This window comes from Sporolactobacillus kofuensis (assembly GCF_024125425.1).
GTDB classification, from domain to species: domain Bacteria; phylum Bacillota; class Bacilli; order Bacillales; family Sporolactobacillaceae; genus Sporolactobacillus; species Sporolactobacillus kofuensis.
Map to the genome: position 1 here is coordinate 1 of NZ_JAMXWN010000013.1, position 17,975 is coordinate 17,975.

Below are 17,975 nucleotides of genomic sequence, written 5' to 3' on the forward strand. Positions count from 1 at the left end.
CCCTGTTCAAGGATGAACCTTAGTCACACTTACACTTGTTTCCTCTAATCCCTTTCAACTTAATTCCTAACGAGTGTTAGAAGACTTGATTCAGCCAAGCCCTGTTCAAGGATGAACCTTAGTCACACTTACACTTGTTTCCTCTAATCCCTTTCAACTTAATTCCTAACGAGTGTTAGAAGACTTGGTTCAGCCAAGCCCTGTCCATGTCGTCTAGTCTTTGAGCATCTCAATTTTTTCCTGGTCACCGTTATCTGCATTAATCATTACACGGTAGGTATCATTATCCTTTGTCGCAATAAACTCATAGCAGAGCACATTTTTTAGCAACGGGTTTTGGAAAACAGCAAGATTACTCTCCTGAATTTTCAAGTTCGAATTCAATTGTTTTCTGGCTTGTTGTTCGTTTATCTTTGGTGAAAGAGGCACATCGTCATATTTATTAAAGAGATAATCTGTCTGATCGAAGGCAATAATTTCACCATTATCAAGTGCCACTTTAATACGCATTGAAGCAGGATAAATACGAACGTTATTTCTTTTCAGTACATACGTTAGAACAGCAACGCCGTTGTACTTGTTCCTTTTTGTCAGCGCCATATTCTTAATCTGATGTTGTTTGAGATATGCTTCTGATTTTTGCGAAGCTTCATAGAGCGACAAGTTTTCTTTTTGTATCGATCGTTCGAATAAAAACCAAATCACATGCCCTCCTTTTTTGGTTACGGATGCGTTCAAGTTTCGCCTATGATGTTGCATCGAAATTTCATAGGCAGGAGTATTTGATCCTTTTCCTGTCTCACTGATTTTAGTTAGTTTCGTGTGATTCAAGGCCATCCATTTTTTTAAGTGAGCTACTGCTTGCTCTTTGGTTACGATTGGGCCTTTCATGGGATTGATTTTCTTTTTCTCCAAGACGACATTACGTGGGTTCTCTGGGCTAAAACTCTGGGTATATTCTGTTGCCTGACCATCAATACGTTTCATCCCATCGATCACTTGATTATCTTTATTTCCTTTATTCTCCTTCAGTGCCCATTCCACATCCATCCAGTGTAGATGATGGGTCATCACTTCGGACTGGACATCCCGTAATCCATCACGTATGGACATGGATTCTGAGTAGAGTTTCTGAAGATTCTTGTACTCTTTTTTACTTAAAGGGCGATCATTGGTTGTTTTAACGCCAGTGTTATAAGTAAATTCCCCGACATGAGACAAAAATTCATTGGTTCGGTTAAATGGAAGTAATGTCAGTGGCAATTCATTAGCGGCTGCATGCGCAAGGGCACTTAAGCGCCAAGATTCTACAAGCTGTGGGCGCATAGTTTCACGCGATTGCATCGCAAGAGACATTCCCAGTGATTCTTCCAATGAATCGACATAATATGTTAATTCGTGAAAAGCTTGCTGATAGTGATTTTCCGCATGGATCATCACAGCCTTTTTCATTTGATGTTCCTGATAGGCCCAAACACCCAAGCTAATCACTAATAATGCCACAGCTCCTGACATAAGTGTAATCCACAATCGGCGGTTCATTCATATCCCCCCTATTTACAGAAAATATGCTTTCCAATCTTTCCAATTTGCGGTCGTGACCAAATCCATGCAGAGGTTGCGGTTTCCGGATTAAAATAGTATAGTGCACCATTTGATGGATCCCAGCCATTGATCGCATCCATAACTGCTTTCTTTGCCGTATCGTTTGGTGTTAGCCAGATTTGTCCGTCAGCAACCGCCGTGAATGCTCCTGGCTGAAAGATGACGTCTGAAATGTTATTTGGAAATCTCGGATCGGCAACACGATTGATAATTACTGATGAAACAGCGACTTGCCCTATATAGGGTTCACCACGCGATTCACCATAGACGGCATTAGCCATTAAATTCACATCCGATTTGGAGTACCCCTGTGGAAGATTATCCATCGTATATTTTCCTCCGCTCGGCTGTGCAGACTTACTACGCCCACTGTTCTTCGTGCTGCCTGTAGTAGGTCGCTGGGTATTCTTTTTCACTTGTTGATCGAGTGGAACGCCTCCATAATAGGTAAACGTGTTTCCTTCACGAAGATTTTTCATTACAAAGTCTCGATTATACTGTGACGCTTGTGTGAGTTTTCGTTTGGTTAGACTGCCTGCCGTACCATCAATCGGCAAGCCAAATTGAGATTGAAAATTTCTTAATGCCCAGTATGTCCCGTAACCGAATGAGCCATCGATTTTTCCCTTGTAGAAACTTGTATACTGGAGACGTGCTTGAAGCTCAATCACATCGTCCCCGGTATCTCCGCGCATGATCACTCGTTCTGAAAACGCATCGGCTGCGCCGGTCTGAAAGAGCAAGAAAGCTGCGAGAAAAGCTCCGAAACTGCCTCGTATCAATCTTTTCTTCAAATCTTTATCCTCCCCTATGGTACACAACCCAAAATCATTAAATTGATTTCATCGTTCGCAGAAATCAGCTTTATGTTTCCAATAAAAGATTGAATTATGCATTTAAGAGGAAAAGAGAAAAAGACGACTATGTCGTTCACATAGTCGTCTTTTACTTCTAATTGAATTTTTTTCTATTCAGTGTACAGAGAATTTAGAACCATCCTCGAAATCGTGCAGATTCCGCCATTTTGTATACTCCAGCAATATACGCAGCCTTTTTCATCGGGATCTTTCGCTCTTCAGCAATTTCGTGAACACTTGAAAATGCATCGGCCAAGATCTGCTTCACACGCATCTCGCCTTCTTCTTTACTCCAAATCAAACCTTGTCGGTTTTGTGCCCACTCGATATAGGAAGAAGTGATGTCTCCAGAACTCGTCAATATTTCCGGAACGAACAGAATTCCGTTATTCGTTATCCATTCTGCAGCCTGATCAGTCACTGCGCCGCTTGAAGCTTCAATAACAAGTTTACTCTTCATCGACCTCACATTTTGCTCCGTAATTGGGTCGGAAACAGCGGCAAGAACCATGATATCGGCCGACTTTTCCATTAATTCTTTGCTTGTCAATGTATGTTTGTACATTTTTGTGATTGTTCCAAAACTATCACGGCATTCAATTAACGAATCCATATCTAAGCCTTGTTCTTGATAGACGGCACCATACGCATCGGAAAGTCCGGTTATTGTCACTCCTGAATCTGCTAAGGACTTTGCCACGTAGCCCCCTAGAGATCCAAAGCCCTGAACGATTGCAGTCGCTTCGGTTAATTCAATACCTAGCTTTCGTGCGGCTTCAGATATAAACAACACAATGCCACGTCCTGCAGCATTCTTTCGACTTTTTAAGCCACCGAGTACAATCGGCTTACCTGTAATAAATCCGGCAGACTGATCTGGGCATAGCTTGCTGTACTCATCCATCATCCAAGCCATGATTTGAGAATTCGTAAAAATATCCGGTGCAGGTATGTCTTGATAAGGACCAATCACAGAGCTGATTGCCTGTATGTATCCACGACTTAGAAGTTCCAGTTCCCGAAATGAGAGTTCCCGAGGTTCACAGATGACTCCACCTTTTGCTCCGCCAAAAGGAATACTCAGTAACCCATTTTTCAAACTATTCATGATTGAAAGAGATTCCATTTGTGTTTCTGTGACTTCTGGATGAAACAGTACCCCACCCTTTGTTGGTCCAATTGAGAAACTATGTTGGACGCGATAACCTGTAAAGACGCGTACATGTCCACTATCCATCTTAACCGGAATTCTCACCGATAAGCTACGTTGTGGTTCACTCAGCAGTTGATAGACATCCTCTGAAAAGCCCAATTCCTTCAGCGCTTGCTTCATCTGCATGCGTACCGCTGACAAAGATTGATCCTGTTTAATCCTATATTCCTGATGGAAAACAGACACCCAAATCGTCCTTTCTCTAGATAACCCCAAATGTTATTTGATAAATACGGATGATTATTCAGCATTTTAACTCATGAGCAAGTGAATTCGTGCATACCTATTATTGAAAAAGATGTGATGCTTTTACAGGCGAGGGAATGAAAAACTCCGCTCATTCAGCTCTGCGGAGTGTCAATGAAGTATCGGTAGATTTCAGAAATGGCCTTACCTTTAATCAGGCATTTTCCATATTCCTCAATTCTATAGATCGTAATTGTCGAGGTATTTCCATATTCAGCCAGTATTGCAACAAGCGTTTCGAGATCATGCTCATCACTCAATTGATTTTCATCAAAATGAATATAATATTTATTTTCAAAAAGAAAGAGGCTGCCTGTACGAATATCCAGATCATATAGGGTCTTCGTTAGTGAAATGACATCTTCAAACTGTTCAAACTGATAAAGGACATCCTGGCTTTCATCCAGTGTCACCTGCATTTGGATAAAATCATCGTCATCTTCAAACTCATCATCCTCATGGTGTCCGTCTCTTCCTCGAGAAACAATCACAACCATGCCTTGTGCAGGTAGTGAGAATACCTCTACATCAATCGGACCTGAGGCTTCAAAACCCAGCTCATCATCAGCCTCCAACATCATATCACGAAAGAGTTTCTCGACTCTTGGTAAGTCATGCCACATGTCTTCCTTTGTAATGCCTCGTTCTTTGAGATCATCGAAAGTCAGGAAAATTTTGATTTTGTCACCATTTAAACGTTCCAATCGCATCGCAAATGTCCTCCTTGCCCCTCCAGCCTAATCTCTTCTTTGCACCACCGAAGACTCTTTATTACATGTATATGATCTCGGCACTTTTCGGTGTCTACTGTCTTAAGGTATCTCTGATCAGACAACGAAAAACCGACCGGATTCTTTTACTACACAGCGAACAAGAGACTTGAGTGTAGTATACAACGCAACAACAAAAATGTACATGCTTTTACACTTTCCAGCGGCTTTAACCCTTTCTAAGGGTAAGCATTAACGCGTCGGGTTTGGCTCCGAAACGAAGTGGAAGTTTGGTCGTACCAAATCCGCTACTGATGATTAGTGTGCCAAATGAATACCTTTTTACCCCTGCTTTTTCCTTTAATCGATAGCCGAAAAGACTGATTTGCCCGCTATGTGTATGTCCAGAAATGACAAAATCGACGCACATAGACCGAGCAAGTTGGTGTTTAATATTCGGGTTGTGACTGAATAGCAAAGTAGGCACTCCTACTTTTCTTGAACCTAATGTTCTCATAAGGTCATCATGATTCTTAGACGTATCATTCACGCCGGAAAAATTAATCGAGTAACCATTTCTATCAATCACACAGGTTTCATTATCTAACACGGTCACTTGCATGTCGTTCAGGATACTTGCCACTTGATTGTGGCCCGCTTCCCAGTCGTGATTGCCCCATACAAAAAGTACCGGTCCAAGCTTTTTGAGCCGTCTCACATTTTCACGAACTCTCGCCCATGGTACGCCCTTCTCTGTAAGATCACCGCCAATGACAATATAATCCGGATTGCGGCTAAATGAACTTAGCCACTGTTCTGAAATTTCTCGGCGATGAATATCCGAGATAAAGAAAATAGTCACTCCTTCAAAGTCACTACTGAGATTTTGAACTGCTAAATCCAATTTAACCAAACGGTTCATATGTGCTTCGTAAAACATGAAAATCATCAACAGGACAAGACCTGCAATTAAATAATAAAGTGTCATTTGAAAGCCCCCCACCATGGATCCATTCAAAAAAAGATTCGCATCACTCTTTATGATTGCGTCAAAAGTAGATTTTTTATGGATTTTAAAAGCATCGGTCTTTATACGAGCACCACTGGCATATAACAAGATGATGAGTTTATACGAATGTCCGAAAGGAGGTGTTCATTTGGCGACTTACAGAAAGTGGTATACACCTTATGTCAGTCCTCTCGATCCTTGCCCACCGCTTGTACCTGTGTCCTATGAGACACCTGTACAGCTCTATCTTGGTTTTCAACCGACTGGTATGAAGCAATTCTCACCATTTGAAGCGCTTGCACATGGGACGCTATGGCCGGGACTCTTCACGCCGTACACCAACCCCTATGCGTCGAAAAAAAGGAGGCATGATAACGATGGCTGAGCCTAAACCAGTTCCTGAAAGCTATTATTCGGATCTAAAATCGCTTCAAGCAATTGATTTTGTTCTCGTTGAGCTTACCTTGTACTTAGATACACATCCAAATGATTTGGATGCACTGAAACAGTTTAATTCAGCAGCAAAAAAAAGTGCAGAGCTTCGCCAAGACTTTGAAGCAAAATATGGACCACTTCAGCAGTTTGGACAGAGCCTCTCCGCTTATCCTTGGCAATGGAAAGATACCCCATGGCCGTGGCAGGTTTAAGTTTAATTATTAATTCGTAAGGAGGCGGACATTCGTGTGGTATTATGAGAAAAAACTGCAGTACCCAGTCCGTGTCGGGGTATGTAATCCAAGGATGGCAAAATTTTTGATTGAACAATATGGAGGTGCCGATGGTGAACTCGCCGCTGCACTCCGCTATTTGAATCAACGATACACAATCCCCAGTCGCGTCATGGGCCTACTTAATGACATTGGTACCGAAGAGTTCGCCCATCTTGAAATGATTGCAACGATGGTTTACAAACTTACAAAAGATGCCACACCGGAGCAACTCAAGGAAGCAGGATTGGGTGATCATTATGTCGATCATGGCAAATCCATTTATTACCATAATGCTGCAGGGCAGAAGTTTGACATGTGTATTCAGTCTAAAGGTGATCCGATTGCTGATCTGTATGAAGATATTGCTGCTGAAGAGAAAGCTCGATCCACTTATCAATGGATTATCAATATTTCAGATGATCCACTGATTAAAGATTCGCTTGGGTTCCTTCGTGAGCGTGAAATTGTTCACTCTCAACGTTTTCGTGAAGCTGTAGAATTACTTAAGGAGGAGCAGCAAAAAAAGAAAGTTTTTTAATCGAGTACTCCTGTAACGTTCACGCGGGCTGCTTGCTACTTAAGCAGCCCTTTTCTTTTCATGACCACTATTTGTAGAAGAGATTAATATCATAATCTTTTTTTACGGTGGTTAATATGACGTATCGCGGTGAATCGCCATACGCATTCGCTTGCTCTTTTGGCCAGAGATGCTCCTCACGGTCAATACATTCCTCTCGCAAATCATCGAAATCATCCTCTGCGTCCACGCGCTCACCATGACAATAGGTAAAGAGGATCATGAAAAAAAGACAACAGAACAGCATCAGCCAAAGCTCAGGTCGTCCGATTAACGCATGAAAACCATGAATGGAACCTAAATTCTCCGAATGAAAAAAGAATAGATAGGTGATGAGTATACCGCTACTGACCATTAAGCCGAGACCCACAACAGATTCTTTCTGTTTCCACTTATTTTTTTTCTCTTTTCGTTTGATTAATTCCAGTAAAATAGTATAGGTCCTTCCGGGAATCAATCCTTGATCACGAAAACCCTTCAGTGACATTGCCGTTCACCCCTTTTTATAGGTTATGAATGCAATACAATAAATAGGACAATCCATGATCAATTTTTATCCATATTCCTTATTTAGCCCGTTTATTCTTTAACCACTTGTAGATCAGTCCTGAGGTGACGTTTACCGTAAAATGGGCCAGAATTGGTGCAATTAGACTCTCAGTCAAAAGATAGAGACTTCCTAGACAAACACTGAAGACAGCTACTGTTATTAGTAACCGTGGTTTCTTCAGATAGCGAAAGTGAATGAATGTAAATACGACACACGTTGCAACAAAACCAATGAAATGCTGCACCAACCCTCGGAATAACACTTCCTCAATGAACGCAACCACAGCCATCGTTAATACAAGTGCTGGCAAAGGAAAGGCGCAAAACAGCCGTTCATCAAGATGATCCTCAGTGCCCCATCGTGTGGGAAGAATATAATCTACAACACCCTGAAGTGCTGCCATAATAATCCCGACGCCGAGACCAAGTGCAACCGATTTACTTTCAACGTGAAACCAAAGATTCAGTGGTAACGTTTCTACAAAAAAGATGCATAAACCCAAATCCAAAATTAATAAAAGCCCTTGCGATTGATACAATACATGCCGAATCTCTTTGTCGGTCATTTCATCGCTCATTGATGCTCTCATTTCTCATGGTCACTTCCTTTTAAAAGCAAAGTTAACCGTGCCCGCCATTCAAGTATTTGTTCTGAATGTGGACGATCTTCTGGTGATTCTTCTCCAGAAAATGCATCGAATTGAAGACCACATTGATCGCAGCACAACTTTGGCTTATGTTGCTGCTTTTCTTTATAGAATGACTGATAAAATGCTCTTCGGCATGTGTTGCTGTTAATATAATCCTTCATCACTTTTAAATCATTCATTTGAATGATGCGCCGCTCACGGATGATTCTTCGACATTCGTCCAGAATAGACAAGAAACGTTTTTCTCGCGGAACTGCTCGTACTTGTTCATAAAGAAATCGTGCGGCAGTTTCACTTGCGCCACGTCCTTGCAATGTCTCTAAAAAGTTGTCTTTTGGTTCCGTCTGCAATAATCCTTGATCTAGTTCAACTAAAACCTGGTGAAGCATTGTGTCATCAGGAAAATTCATATCAATAAATCCAGAAGGGTAACGTTCATCTTGTTCTGTGTAATAAAGGACCGCAAGCCCCTGTTTTCCATCACGTGATGCGCGTCCTATTTCTTGAAGATAGGCATTCATCGTCCCTGGAAACTGAAAGTGTACGACTAAGCGAATATCTGGCTTATTGATGCCCATTCCAAATGCGTTCGTGCAACAGAGCACATCGAGTTCTCCATCGAGAAACTGATTTTGAATCTTTCTTCGGTCAACAGCATCCATACCACCGTGGTAGTACGCTGTACGCAGACCGGTATGTAGACGAATCTGTTCCGCTAGTCGCTCTGTCCAATCACGTGCAGCACAATAGACAATCCCGGGTAAACGAACTTTACTCAGTAATTGAATCAATTGGTCAACTTTTTCACTGTTGTCCATAACCTTCTTTACAATCAGAGCAATATTGCTTCGATCCACACTCATTAATAATTGCCTTACATCTCTTAAGTCCAATGCACGTGCAATATCTACGCGGACACGCTCATCTGCTGTTGCTGTGACAGCAAGACAAGGCGGATACCCGAGTTTTGCTTTAATTTGAGCCAAATAAAGATAGTCCGGACGAAAATCATGTCCCCATTGTGAGACACAGTGGGCTTCATCGACCACAAACAAAGAAACCTTGGTCCGTTGCAATACAGCAAGTATTTGTGGTTGTCTAAGCATTTCTGGTGAAATAAACAGAAACCTCAATGTATTTATTTTCTGCAATACACGCTTTCGTTCTTGTGGATGCATCAATCCATTCAGTGCTCGCGCTTGTTTTTCACCGATTTTGCGCAATTGATGCACTTGATCTTCCATTAACGAAAGGAGCGGAGAAATGATTAATACTAAACCTTCCATCAGATACCCAGGGACTTCATAACAAATCGATTTTCCGCTCCCTGTTGGCATCATCGCAAAGACGTCATGACCATTCAGAACATCCTGGATGACTTGCCATTGACCAGCCCTGAATTGTTCATAGCCAAACTTCTCTTTAAGAATCACATGAGCTCGCTTCAGTTTCTGCGTTTCATCTCGAAGTTCCACCGAACGTTTCCCCTTTTCGTACAGCATTCCTTGCCAAGGCAAGCCGAATCTGAAAATAGCTTGCCTGAGCTTTGAGTTGACTTTTTATCGCTTTCAGTTGGCGGGTTTTCGCTGCAGTTGCTGTTTGAATGATCTGAAGTTCCAATTCATCGGTCAAATAGTGGTTGACTTCAAAATTCGGGTCTTTCAAAACGATTTCAACCAGATGGTCTTCAACTGTGCTTTCTGTCAACCGTCTGCTTCTTGCGACCTCGCCGAGGGATAAACCATCACGAATGCGTTGCAATGTTTCTGCTGCTGAGCGTGAGAGTCCGCTTCTTTGTGTATGTAATAACTTACTGTTGTATGGAAATTGATCGGGTTTCTCCGCAATCTGTTTCATTACCCGCCGCAAACCCGACTTAAAGAGCAAACGACATTCATAATTGTCCCTGTCCGTTAATACCGCTATTTGACGAATCGTTAAACCATTTTTTTTAAAACCGGTGAGCTGAGATACGAGCAAGTCAGCTTCTTTTGAAGGACAATTCGAGAGCAAGCGTACAAGTTCCTCATAAAAGCGATTGGCTAAATCATGACGACTTAGCGTTGTGCTCAGGAGGCATCGACGAACACTTTCTGTCACACTTGGCACATGCGTCAAGGGTAGGTAAGCTTGTTGATGATGCACCAATGCTGAAAGGGATTGCACCATTAACTGAAGCTTCAACCAATATTGGCTTTCATCATTGATGTAATCAGTTAACCTCAGCCCGTCCGGGAACAGATTCGTCTTTTGACCAGCAAGTGCTTCATTCCCCATTTGCGTCAATATATAGTGATGACTATTATCATTTTTGGGGCAAATCCAACCTGCATGTTGGCATTCCATGATTAACGAATCAAACTCCATGCGGTCAAGATCCTCACACGTATGAAAAAAAGGTTCCACATGAAAAAGATAACTGTCTTGGATACTTTGTGCAGATTTCTTACCCTTTAACAGATGATAAATTCCGGAGATCGTGCGTTCACCTTGAAAACAATGAATTAAATATAGGATCAGTTCATCGCGGTAGAGCAATTTGTTCGACTCCTCAATCATGTGTTCCTTTTATTCTACCTTTTTTTAAACTAATTTTCGATAAGTGTTAACCAATGCTCCTTTAACGACTATTGAAATGGAGGAAGAGCTTCATTAGAATAATAGGGGTAGGAATTTTCCAAGCAATCATTTATTGGGAAGGATAGAAAAATGGCTGAAAAATATTCAATCGTAAATAAAGATACGTGCATCGCTTGCGGTGCTTGTGCAGCAACTGCTCCGGATTTGTTTGATTATGATGATGAAGGACTCGCTTTTACGCTTCTTGATCAAAATACTGGAAATGCTGCAGTTCCTGACGAGCTGCTTGAGGATCTCGTGGATGCTTATGAAGGCTGTCCCACTGAATCCATTTGCCTTTCTGACGAGCCTTTCAATGGTCAAGTCGTAAACCAATAAGTAAAAGCCTGCTCGTACCATTAGATAAGCGATAAAAAAGAGAAATGAAGATGAGCTCCATTTCTCTTTTTTATATTATTTTATTTACCTCCGGTCTCTTCCACCTGTGAGAGAGTAAATTGAAATGTTGTCCCCTCACCTTGAATGCTGTTTACACTAATTTCTCCACCATGAGCCTCGACAATATGCTTTGCAATTGCAAGGCCAAGACCCGTTCCCGCTTTTCCTCTCGTTCGTGCTTTATCCGCTTTATAAAAGCGTTCAAAAACAAAGGGGATATCTTCCTGTGCGATGCCGACACCAGAGTCTTTAACATAGACGTGAAGCAGATCTTCTTCGATGTTCGCCCAAACGACAACGACACCGTCTTTTCGTGTATGGCGTATGGCATTATCAATCAAATTGGTCATCACTTGCTCCACTCGGTCAGGATCGAGTAGAAAAGATGTTCCCTCAAGTTGTTGACTATCCGCCTGAAGCCTTATGCCCGCTTCATTCGCTAAGTTGCTAAATTTCATCACGACATGCTTAAAGAAATCGCCGATATCGATACTGCGTCGATCCAATTGAAAATGGCCGGTTTCTAATTTCGCTAGATCAAGAAGTTCATTGACCAAACGGCCCATTCGTTTAGATTCATCAAGTATGATTTGTGCCATGTCCTTTTTCCCTTGAGCAGTTTCTGCAATATCATCAATAATTGCTTCACTGTAGCCTTGCATCATCGCGATTGGTGTTCTAAGTTCATGACTAACGTTTGCGACAAAACTTCGAATCATTTCATCATTGTGACGTTCTTCGGTCATATCTCTCAAAACTGCAACCGCACCGCGAATTTTATTGGAGTCATAGAGCGGTTTCATAATTACAACCCAAATTCTTCCTTTTACTGTTATCTCTTGAATCTTCTGCACACCATCGGCAGAAACTTTGAGAAGCAAATCACGCAGAATAGTTGGGGTTTGGAGATTCTCCGTATCCTGTCTTTGTTCGTAATTCCACGAATAAACAAAATGATCTGCAGGCGGGTTACTCGCTGCGATCTTTGCATCCGTATCAATAAGAAGAACACCATCCGCCATATTTTGCAAAATACCCGCAAGCTGCTCTTTTTCTTGATGAAGTGCTGTCATATTTTCTTTAAGCTTTTTTCTCATATTATTAAACGCTATAGCAAGATCGCCAACTTCATCCCGTGTGATCACAGGAACAGTAATATCAAAGTTACCTAAGGCAACCTGGAGCGCTGCTTTTCGCATTCTCCGCAGCGGAGCGCCTATTCTGGTTGAGAGAAAAAAAGCAAAGAACGTCGTAAGCAAAATGGACAATCCGGCACAAATATAGATAAGCTTCTTCGATTGATCAAGTGCATTTTGTGCAATTTGAACAGGTTGGATAATATAAACCGCACCAAACTCGGTAGAAGAAACACGTACAGGAACGCCAACAATGAGCAATCGTTGCATTTTGATGCCGTGATCGGTTTTTACCCGGAAACTACTCATTTTATTGACTTTTCGCCCAGAAAACACCTGTTTGAGCGTTCTGTCTTTCTCGAAGAGCCTCTGAGTTAAACCCGTTTCTGCTTGACCTTTTGGTCCCTTCCAGACATGATGATTCATGATTAGCACATAACTGGAATCATAGACATCAACAATATCAGAAACTGAATTCAATAGCTCATTCATCGAGCGTCCGTCCGAATGTTCGAGCATCCGTTCGGCTTTTACGCCGATCTTCTCCATCTGTTGTTCCGCCTGCTGAATGTTACTGTTTTCAAAGAACTGAAGCAGGAAAAGCGTTAAGAAAAGTAGAACAATCGTGACAATCACAATAATTGTCGCCCAAAGTTTACCAATAATACTTCTCCAAATCATGCTTTTGAATCAGCCTCAATTTTATAGCCAACGCCCCATACGGTAACAATCATTTCTGCTGCTTCTTCCGAAACGTGGTTCAGTTTTTCACGAAGCCGTTTTACATGTGTATCAACAGTTCTTAAATCACCAAAAAATTCATAATTCCACACGTCCTTGAGCAATTGCTCACGTGAGAAGACTTTATCGGGATTCTGCGCCAAGTAATAAAGTAATTCATATTCCTTCGGCGTTAGATTGACTTCCATTTGATCAACCTTAACGCGATGTGCGTCGTGATCAATGATCAAATGCGGAAAGACAATAACATTTTTCGTCGTAGTTTCAGTTTCCAAAAACTTCGTCTTCGATGATCGGCGCAATAATGCTTTTACGCGCAACACCACTTCGCGTGGACTAAAGGGCTTCACAATATAATCGTCAGTGCCTACCTCAAATCCTTGAACGCGGTTTGCTTCCTCACCTTTTGCAGTCAGCATAATAACCGGCGTTGCTTTCGACTCGCGTAGTTTTTCACACACTTCAACGCCATCCATTCCAGGCAACATCAAATCAAGAAGAATTAAATCATAATCTTTATCCAAAGCCATTTGCAGAGCTGTTTCCCCATCCCCGGCTTCATCAATCGAATAATTTTCCCGCTCTAAGTACATTTTTACAAGTTTGCGAATTCTTTCTTCATCATCAACAACCAATATCGTCGACTTCTGCTCTTCCATCCAGATCCTCCCTTTTCCGGCCAAATCCTTATATCTCTTCTGATTCTGTTTCCGTATATACATGAACATTTTCTATTTCTATAATGGCTTCGTGTGCTGCTCAACCTTTCCGAAAACCCGTTAAACAGGAACTATGCAAATAATACACGATTCGACTATTTTTGCATATGTGTCAATCCTATGTCTTATTTTAAACAATTTCTTTAAAAAATACAGTATAAATTATTTAAGACTGACGTGTGTTATGCATTAATGTCTTCACTTCATGCGGTTTTAATTCTCTGCTCTCTCCTGGGTGAAGCCCGTTCAAGCCAAGAAAACCATAACGTTCCCGTTTCAGTTTGCGCACATGAATATGAAGTGCTTCAAACATACGACGAACTTGGCGATTACGTCCTTCATGTATGGTTAACTGAACAGAGGCTGTTTTCTTTTCTTTATCGGAGGCAATCAGCTGAACGCGTGCTTTTGCCGTCATTCCATCCTCCAGCTTGATCCCCACTGCCAATTGGCGCAATTGATCATTGCTTGGTATTGGCGTTACATTTGCTATGTATGTTTTGTCAAATTCAAAGCTTGGGTGCATCAGTCGGTTTGCAAGTTCCCCATCATTTGTCAGCAATAGCGCGCCGGATGTATCATAATCAAGACGCCCCACGGGGAAAATTCGTTCCGGTACATGCTTAAAAAAGTCAACAACCGTCGTTCGATTGCGATCATCTTTCACACTAGAGATCACACCTGTTGGCTTGTATAACAGATAGTAGACCAGTTGTTCCTTATCTATTGGAACACCGTTTACCGTAACTTTGTCATTATTTGATACTTTTGTGCCAAGCTCAGTGACCGTTTGGCCATTCACCTGTACTTTACCTTCTAATATCAATTGTTCTGCTTTTCGCCGCGAAGCAAGTCCTGCTCGGGCGATCACTTTTTGTAATCGTTCCATCCTTCCACCTCAGAGCTATCATACCGCGCCAAAAATCTTTTCTCAAGTTTCATTTAATAGTCACTTAATCGAGAAAAAACGTTCAAAAACTACTTTGTCCTTAGTTTGCTTCAATTGTGCTACGATTACTCGCTTGCCGCGGGCGATCCGTGAGCCTCCTCATACAGGCAAAAATCTGCGGGGTCTCACTGGTTCGCTGATCCCACAGGCGTCTCCCATTTTCGCTCCATGTTGAGGTAAAAAGTTTTATTTTTTCTCGTCTTTTGATGGATAACTGAGCAACATACATACTGTCCTTAGTTTGCTTCAATTGCGCTATGATTGCTCGCTTGCCGCGGGCGATCCGTGAGCCTCCTGGTACAGGCAAAATCTGCGGGGTCTCACTGGTTCGCTGATCCCGCAGGCGTCTCGCATCTTCGCTCCATTTTTCGATTTTTAGAAAGGGGGCCTCTATTCATGATGTTGTTTCCGAATGTTGCGCCCCTCACACCCGTTTCAGCTCATTTCATTACCCAAACACCAAGGAGACAATCCATACGGCACAGATGACGCCGCATAAGTCTGCCAGCAAGCCAACTTTAAGTGCATCGCTACTCCGGTGGATCCCGACAGCGCCAAAATAAACGGTAACTACATAAAATGTTGTATCCGTACTTCCTTGCATCACAGAAGCCAAACGCCCAATAAATGAGTCAGCTCCATAGGTCTGAATCAGATCACTCATTAAGCCGAGTGCACCGGTTCCTGAGATTGGGCGAAGGAGTGCTAAAGGAACCACTTCCGGTGGCATTCCAATGGCCGCGAGTAGTGGTTGAAGTAAATGAACGAACGCATCCATCGCTCCGGATGCACGAAACACACCGACTGCGGCAAGCATACCAACGAGAAAGGGCATAATGGATACGGCTAGCGAGAAACCCTCTTTCCCACCTTCAACAAACGCTTCATATGCAGGCACTTTCTTGAGCGTCCCATAGAGAAGGATTATGGCAATTAAGCATGGAAGTAACCAGGTTGAAAGTACTGTCACAGCACCCATCCTATTTTCTCCCCTTTCTGGTTCGGCGATAATAAAAAAAACGATCAATCAGTAATGCAGCAAGTGTCGTGCAGCAAGTCGCGATAAGCGTAGGGCCGACGATATCAGTAGGCGAAACCGCATTATACTTCATCCTGATTGCAATCACCGTCGTCGGAACAAGTGTCAGTCCGGAAGTGTTAAGCGCCAATAGTGTGATCATCGAACGGCTTGGTGTAGAGCGGCCACCATTCAATTTTTTTAGTTCTTCCATCGCTTTTATCCCCATTGGTGTGGCAGCATTTCCCAATCCAAACATATTGGCAATTGTATTCGACAAGATGTAACCCATAGCTGGATGGTCCGGTGGTACTTCAGGAAATATTTTTCTCATGATGGGGCGGAATAAGCTACTCAACTTCTCAAGCAGGCCAGATTTCTCTGCAATTTTCATCAGACCTAACCAAAAGATAAGAATACTAATCAAACCAATACAGATTTCGATCGCAGCAGAAGCGGATGCAAAGAGTTCCTTGTTGACTTCGTCAATCGTTCCATGAATGGCAGCATAGATCAAACCGATAAGAAATAAGGCAACCCAAATAATATTAATCATATGCGCTACCGACTTTCTCCGGTCATAATTGCATGAAGAAAACCATTAAATCGTGACCAGAAGCCTGATTTTTTCTTTGCGTTTTGTTGATAATAAACAGGAACAGAGGCAAGCGCGTTATGGTTAACTTTAATTGTCAGTCTCCCCACTGGTCCTTCTGGTTGCCAATGCTTCTCATGGTGCAGATTCAGCAATACCAAGCTTTTCCGAACTGATTTTTGCTCATCTTTCGTAAGCGGGAGTGTAAGTACACGATCGATGACTAACTTTCCACTATAAAATGAGGCAACCCTTGCCTTCAGTTTTCCCTTTCTTGTTAATTGAACAGGTTTATAATTTGCAAATGCCCATTCAAATAAACTCTGATGATCCTTCCAGTCGTCACCATCATTTAACGTAACCACAATCAAATCCAGACCGTTCTTTGAAGCTGTTGAAATCAACGTTCTTCTCGCTTTTTTAGTAAATCCTGTCTTTCCACCTGTCGCATATTTATATAAATGGAGCATTTTATTTTTATTTTTCCAAACACGAGAAACTTCTTTATTGGTTGCTGGTACACGATGAATGCGCGTACCGGCAATTTTTCTAAATTGTGCATTTCCCATTGCATAACGCATTAAAAGGGCCATATCATACGCAGTAGAATAATGATCGAGATGTTCTAGACCATTTGGATTCATAAAGTGGGAATCCATCATGCCCAGCTCTCGTGCTTTTTCATTCATTATCAGCACAAATCCTGATTCACTTCCAGATACTGCTTCAGCAATCGCCCGCGAGGCATCATTCCCAGAACGGAGCATCAGTCCATAGACAAGTTCCTTGAGTTTAATCCTTTCCCCCGCCTTCAGGTATATCGAAGAACCTTCTGTTCTGAGTGCCTCTTGACTGACTGTCACCTTCCGATTCATTTTCCCTGATTCAATGGCAATGATCGCTGTCATTACTTTTGTAATGCTTGCTATTGGTAACTTTTCATTGCTGTTCTGCTTGAATAGGACACGTCCTGATGCTTGATCCATGAGTATGGCTGATTGTGCGGACACAGATGGTCCGTCCGCTCGCGCCACATTCGGAATGAAGGAAAAGATGAGTAGCAAGCAAAACATAAAAAAACAAGCTCTCTTTATCATGATCCCCACAATTTCCATCCCCTGTTCTGATCGATTTAAGATCTTTCCTACAAGGGATAAAGCACCGGGAGGATCAGGCATAAGATAGCCTGGTCATCTCAAATCATTACATTGAAACGTAAATGTACACGATTCCCGGATAACTTGGACACCCTTCACTACAAGTTATGCCGGGACAAACAGAATATGATTCATGACTTGACTTTCAATTCAAATGTAAACACCAGCGATCTGAAAGAGGATCATCCAGAAGATCAAAAAACAAACTTAAGCATCACCCAGATTATTTGGAAAATCCGAGAGTGAAACGGAGTAAGAAAGAGTAAAAAAATCGGTATGCTCACGAGAAGGGTAAGCGATACAAGCAACAGCAGAATGGTCACCCCTTCCGCCATCGATCCGTGGAGAATAATAATAAAGAGAAAAGCAGGGATTAGGGTCAATATTGGCGTGGATAAGCCAAAAGAAATGACTTGCTCCCGATGACGCTCACTAAATGATTTCCAATACGCTTGAAAAAATTCAAACATGTCCCATACCTTCTGTAAAGTACCCTAAAAGCTTGTTCATGCTGCG

The 17,975-nt window shown here is 42.1% G+C and carries 20 protein-coding genes; 4 read left to right on the forward strand and 16 right to left on the reverse strand.

The features are described 5' to 3' along the window. Positions 1-213: 213 nt before the first annotated feature. The 5 genes from ypeB to NIE32_RS10880 form a co-directional block, all read right to left on the reverse strand. Positions 214-1,542, reverse strand: coding sequence for a germination protein YpeB (gene ypeB, locus NIE32_RS10860; protein ID WP_253076922.1), 1,329 nt, complete (start codon positions 1,540-1,542; stop codon positions 214-216). 11 nt (positions 1,543-1,553) lie between these two features. Further along, on the reverse strand, positions 1,554-2,399 hold the full coding sequence (sleB, locus tag NIE32_RS10865; protein ID WP_381452133.1) for a spore cortex-lytic enzyme: 846 nt from the start codon (positions 2,397-2,399) through the stop codon (positions 1,554-1,556). Positions 2,400-2,592: 193 nt separating this feature from the next. Next, a complete protein-coding gene (locus NIE32_RS10870; RefSeq protein WP_253077004.1) occupies positions 2,593-3,801 on the reverse strand; it encodes a Glu/Leu/Phe/Val family dehydrogenase in 1,209 nt (402 codons plus the stop codon). A 215-nt stretch (positions 3,802-4,016) separates the two neighbouring features. Beyond that, a complete protein-coding gene (locus NIE32_RS10875) occupies positions 4,017-4,631 on the reverse strand; it encodes a genetic competence negative regulator (protein WP_253076923.1) in 615 nt (204 codons plus the stop codon). A 229-nt stretch (positions 4,632-4,860) separates the two neighbouring features. Next, positions 4,861-5,619 (reverse strand): metallophosphoesterase, encoded by a 759-nt coding sequence (locus NIE32_RS10880; RefSeq protein WP_253076924.1) that lies wholly within the window; start codon positions 5,617-5,619, stop codon positions 4,861-4,863. A 169-nt stretch (positions 5,620-5,788) separates the two neighbouring features. Here NIE32_RS10880 and NIE32_RS10885 point away from each other — a divergent pair, with 169 nt between their 5' ends. The 3 genes from NIE32_RS10885 to NIE32_RS10895 are packed head-to-tail and all read left to right on the forward strand — an operon-like array spanning position 5,789 to position 6,888. Next, on the forward strand, positions 5,789-6,025 hold the full coding sequence (locus tag NIE32_RS10885) for a spore coat associated protein CotJA (RefSeq protein WP_253076925.1): 237 nt from the start codon (positions 5,789-5,791) through the stop codon (positions 6,023-6,025). Beyond that, positions 6,018-6,287, forward strand: coding sequence for a spore coat protein CotJB (locus tag NIE32_RS10890; protein WP_253076926.1), 270 nt, complete (start codon positions 6,018-6,020; stop codon positions 6,285-6,287). The genes NIE32_RS10885 and NIE32_RS10890 overlap by 8 nt, the downstream gene beginning before the upstream one ends. A 34-nt stretch (positions 6,288-6,321) precedes the next feature. Continuing rightward, positions 6,322-6,888, forward strand: coding sequence for a manganese catalase family protein (locus NIE32_RS10895; protein WP_253076927.1), 567 nt, complete (start codon positions 6,322-6,324; stop codon positions 6,886-6,888). Positions 6,889-6,955: 67 nt separating this feature from the next. Here the strand turns inward: NIE32_RS10895 and NIE32_RS10900 are convergent, their stop codons facing one another. From NIE32_RS10900 to NIE32_RS10915, 4 genes are all read right to left on the reverse strand, one after another. Beyond that, positions 6,956-7,414 (reverse strand): DUF2663 family protein, encoded by a 459-nt coding sequence (locus NIE32_RS10900; protein ID WP_253076928.1) that lies wholly within the window; start codon positions 7,412-7,414, stop codon positions 6,956-6,958. 79 nt (positions 7,415-7,493) lie between these two features. Then, on the reverse strand, positions 7,494-8,066 hold the full coding sequence (locus NIE32_RS10905) for a CPBP family intramembrane glutamic endopeptidase (RefSeq protein WP_253076929.1): 573 nt from the start codon (positions 8,064-8,066) through the stop codon (positions 7,494-7,496). After that, positions 8,063-9,601 (reverse strand): RecQ family ATP-dependent DNA helicase, encoded by a 1,539-nt coding sequence (locus NIE32_RS10910; protein ID WP_253076930.1) that lies wholly within the window; start codon positions 9,599-9,601, stop codon positions 8,063-8,065. The genes NIE32_RS10905 and NIE32_RS10910 overlap by 4 nt, the downstream gene beginning before the upstream one ends. After that, positions 9,585-10,685 (reverse strand): YpbB family protein, encoded by a 1,101-nt coding sequence (locus NIE32_RS10915; protein ID WP_253076931.1) that lies wholly within the window; start codon positions 10,683-10,685, stop codon positions 9,585-9,587. Before NIE32_RS10915 ends, NIE32_RS10910 begins: the two co-directional genes overlap by 17 nt. A gap of 150 nt (positions 10,686-10,835) precedes the next feature. On the opposite strand from NIE32_RS10915, the gene NIE32_RS10920 reads away from it, so the two are divergent. Beyond that, positions 10,836-11,084 (forward strand): ferredoxin, encoded by a 249-nt coding sequence (locus tag NIE32_RS10920; protein WP_253076932.1) that lies wholly within the window; start codon positions 10,836-10,838, stop codon positions 11,082-11,084. 80 nt (positions 11,085-11,164) lie between these two features. On the opposite strand, the gene NIE32_RS10925 is transcribed toward NIE32_RS10920, so the two are convergent. The 7 genes from NIE32_RS10925 to NIE32_RS10955 form a co-directional block, all read right to left on the reverse strand. Beyond that, on the reverse strand, positions 11,165-12,961 hold the full coding sequence (locus tag NIE32_RS10925) for an ATP-binding protein (RefSeq protein WP_253076933.1): 1,797 nt from the start codon (positions 12,959-12,961) through the stop codon (positions 11,165-11,167). Continuing rightward, positions 12,958-13,680 (reverse strand): response regulator transcription factor, encoded by a 723-nt coding sequence (locus NIE32_RS10930; protein WP_253076934.1) that lies wholly within the window; start codon positions 13,678-13,680, stop codon positions 12,958-12,960. Before NIE32_RS10930 ends, NIE32_RS10925 begins: the two co-directional genes overlap by 4 nt. A 226-nt stretch (positions 13,681-13,906) precedes the next feature. Continuing rightward, on the reverse strand, positions 13,907-14,629 hold the full coding sequence (locus NIE32_RS10935) for a pseudouridine synthase (RefSeq protein WP_253076935.1): 723 nt from the start codon (positions 14,627-14,629) through the stop codon (positions 13,907-13,909). A gap of 508 nt (positions 14,630-15,137) precedes the next feature. Further along, on the reverse strand, positions 15,138-15,668 hold the full coding sequence (locus NIE32_RS10940) for a spore maturation protein (RefSeq protein WP_253076936.1): 531 nt from the start codon (positions 15,666-15,668) through the stop codon (positions 15,138-15,140). Between the two features lies 1 nt (position 15,669). Further along, the gene (locus NIE32_RS10945) at positions 15,670-16,263 is read right to left on the reverse strand and encodes a nucleoside recognition domain-containing protein (protein WP_253076937.1); all 594 of its coding nucleotides are present in this window, start codon (positions 16,261-16,263) and stop codon (positions 15,670-15,672) included. A 5-nt stretch (positions 16,264-16,268) separates the two neighbouring features. Continuing rightward, positions 16,269-17,375, reverse strand: a complete 1,107-nt coding sequence (locus NIE32_RS10950; protein ID WP_253076938.1) for a D-alanyl-D-alanine carboxypeptidase family protein — start codon at positions 17,373-17,375, stop codon at positions 16,269-16,271. A 278-nt stretch (positions 17,376-17,653) separates the two neighbouring features. Beyond that, positions 17,654-17,929 carry a hypothetical protein gene (locus NIE32_RS10955; RefSeq protein ID WP_253076939.1) on the reverse strand — a complete coding sequence of 92 codons (276 nt, stop codon included), beginning with the start codon at positions 17,927-17,929 and terminating at the stop codon, positions 17,654-17,656. Positions 17,930-17,975: the final 46 nt, after the last annotated feature.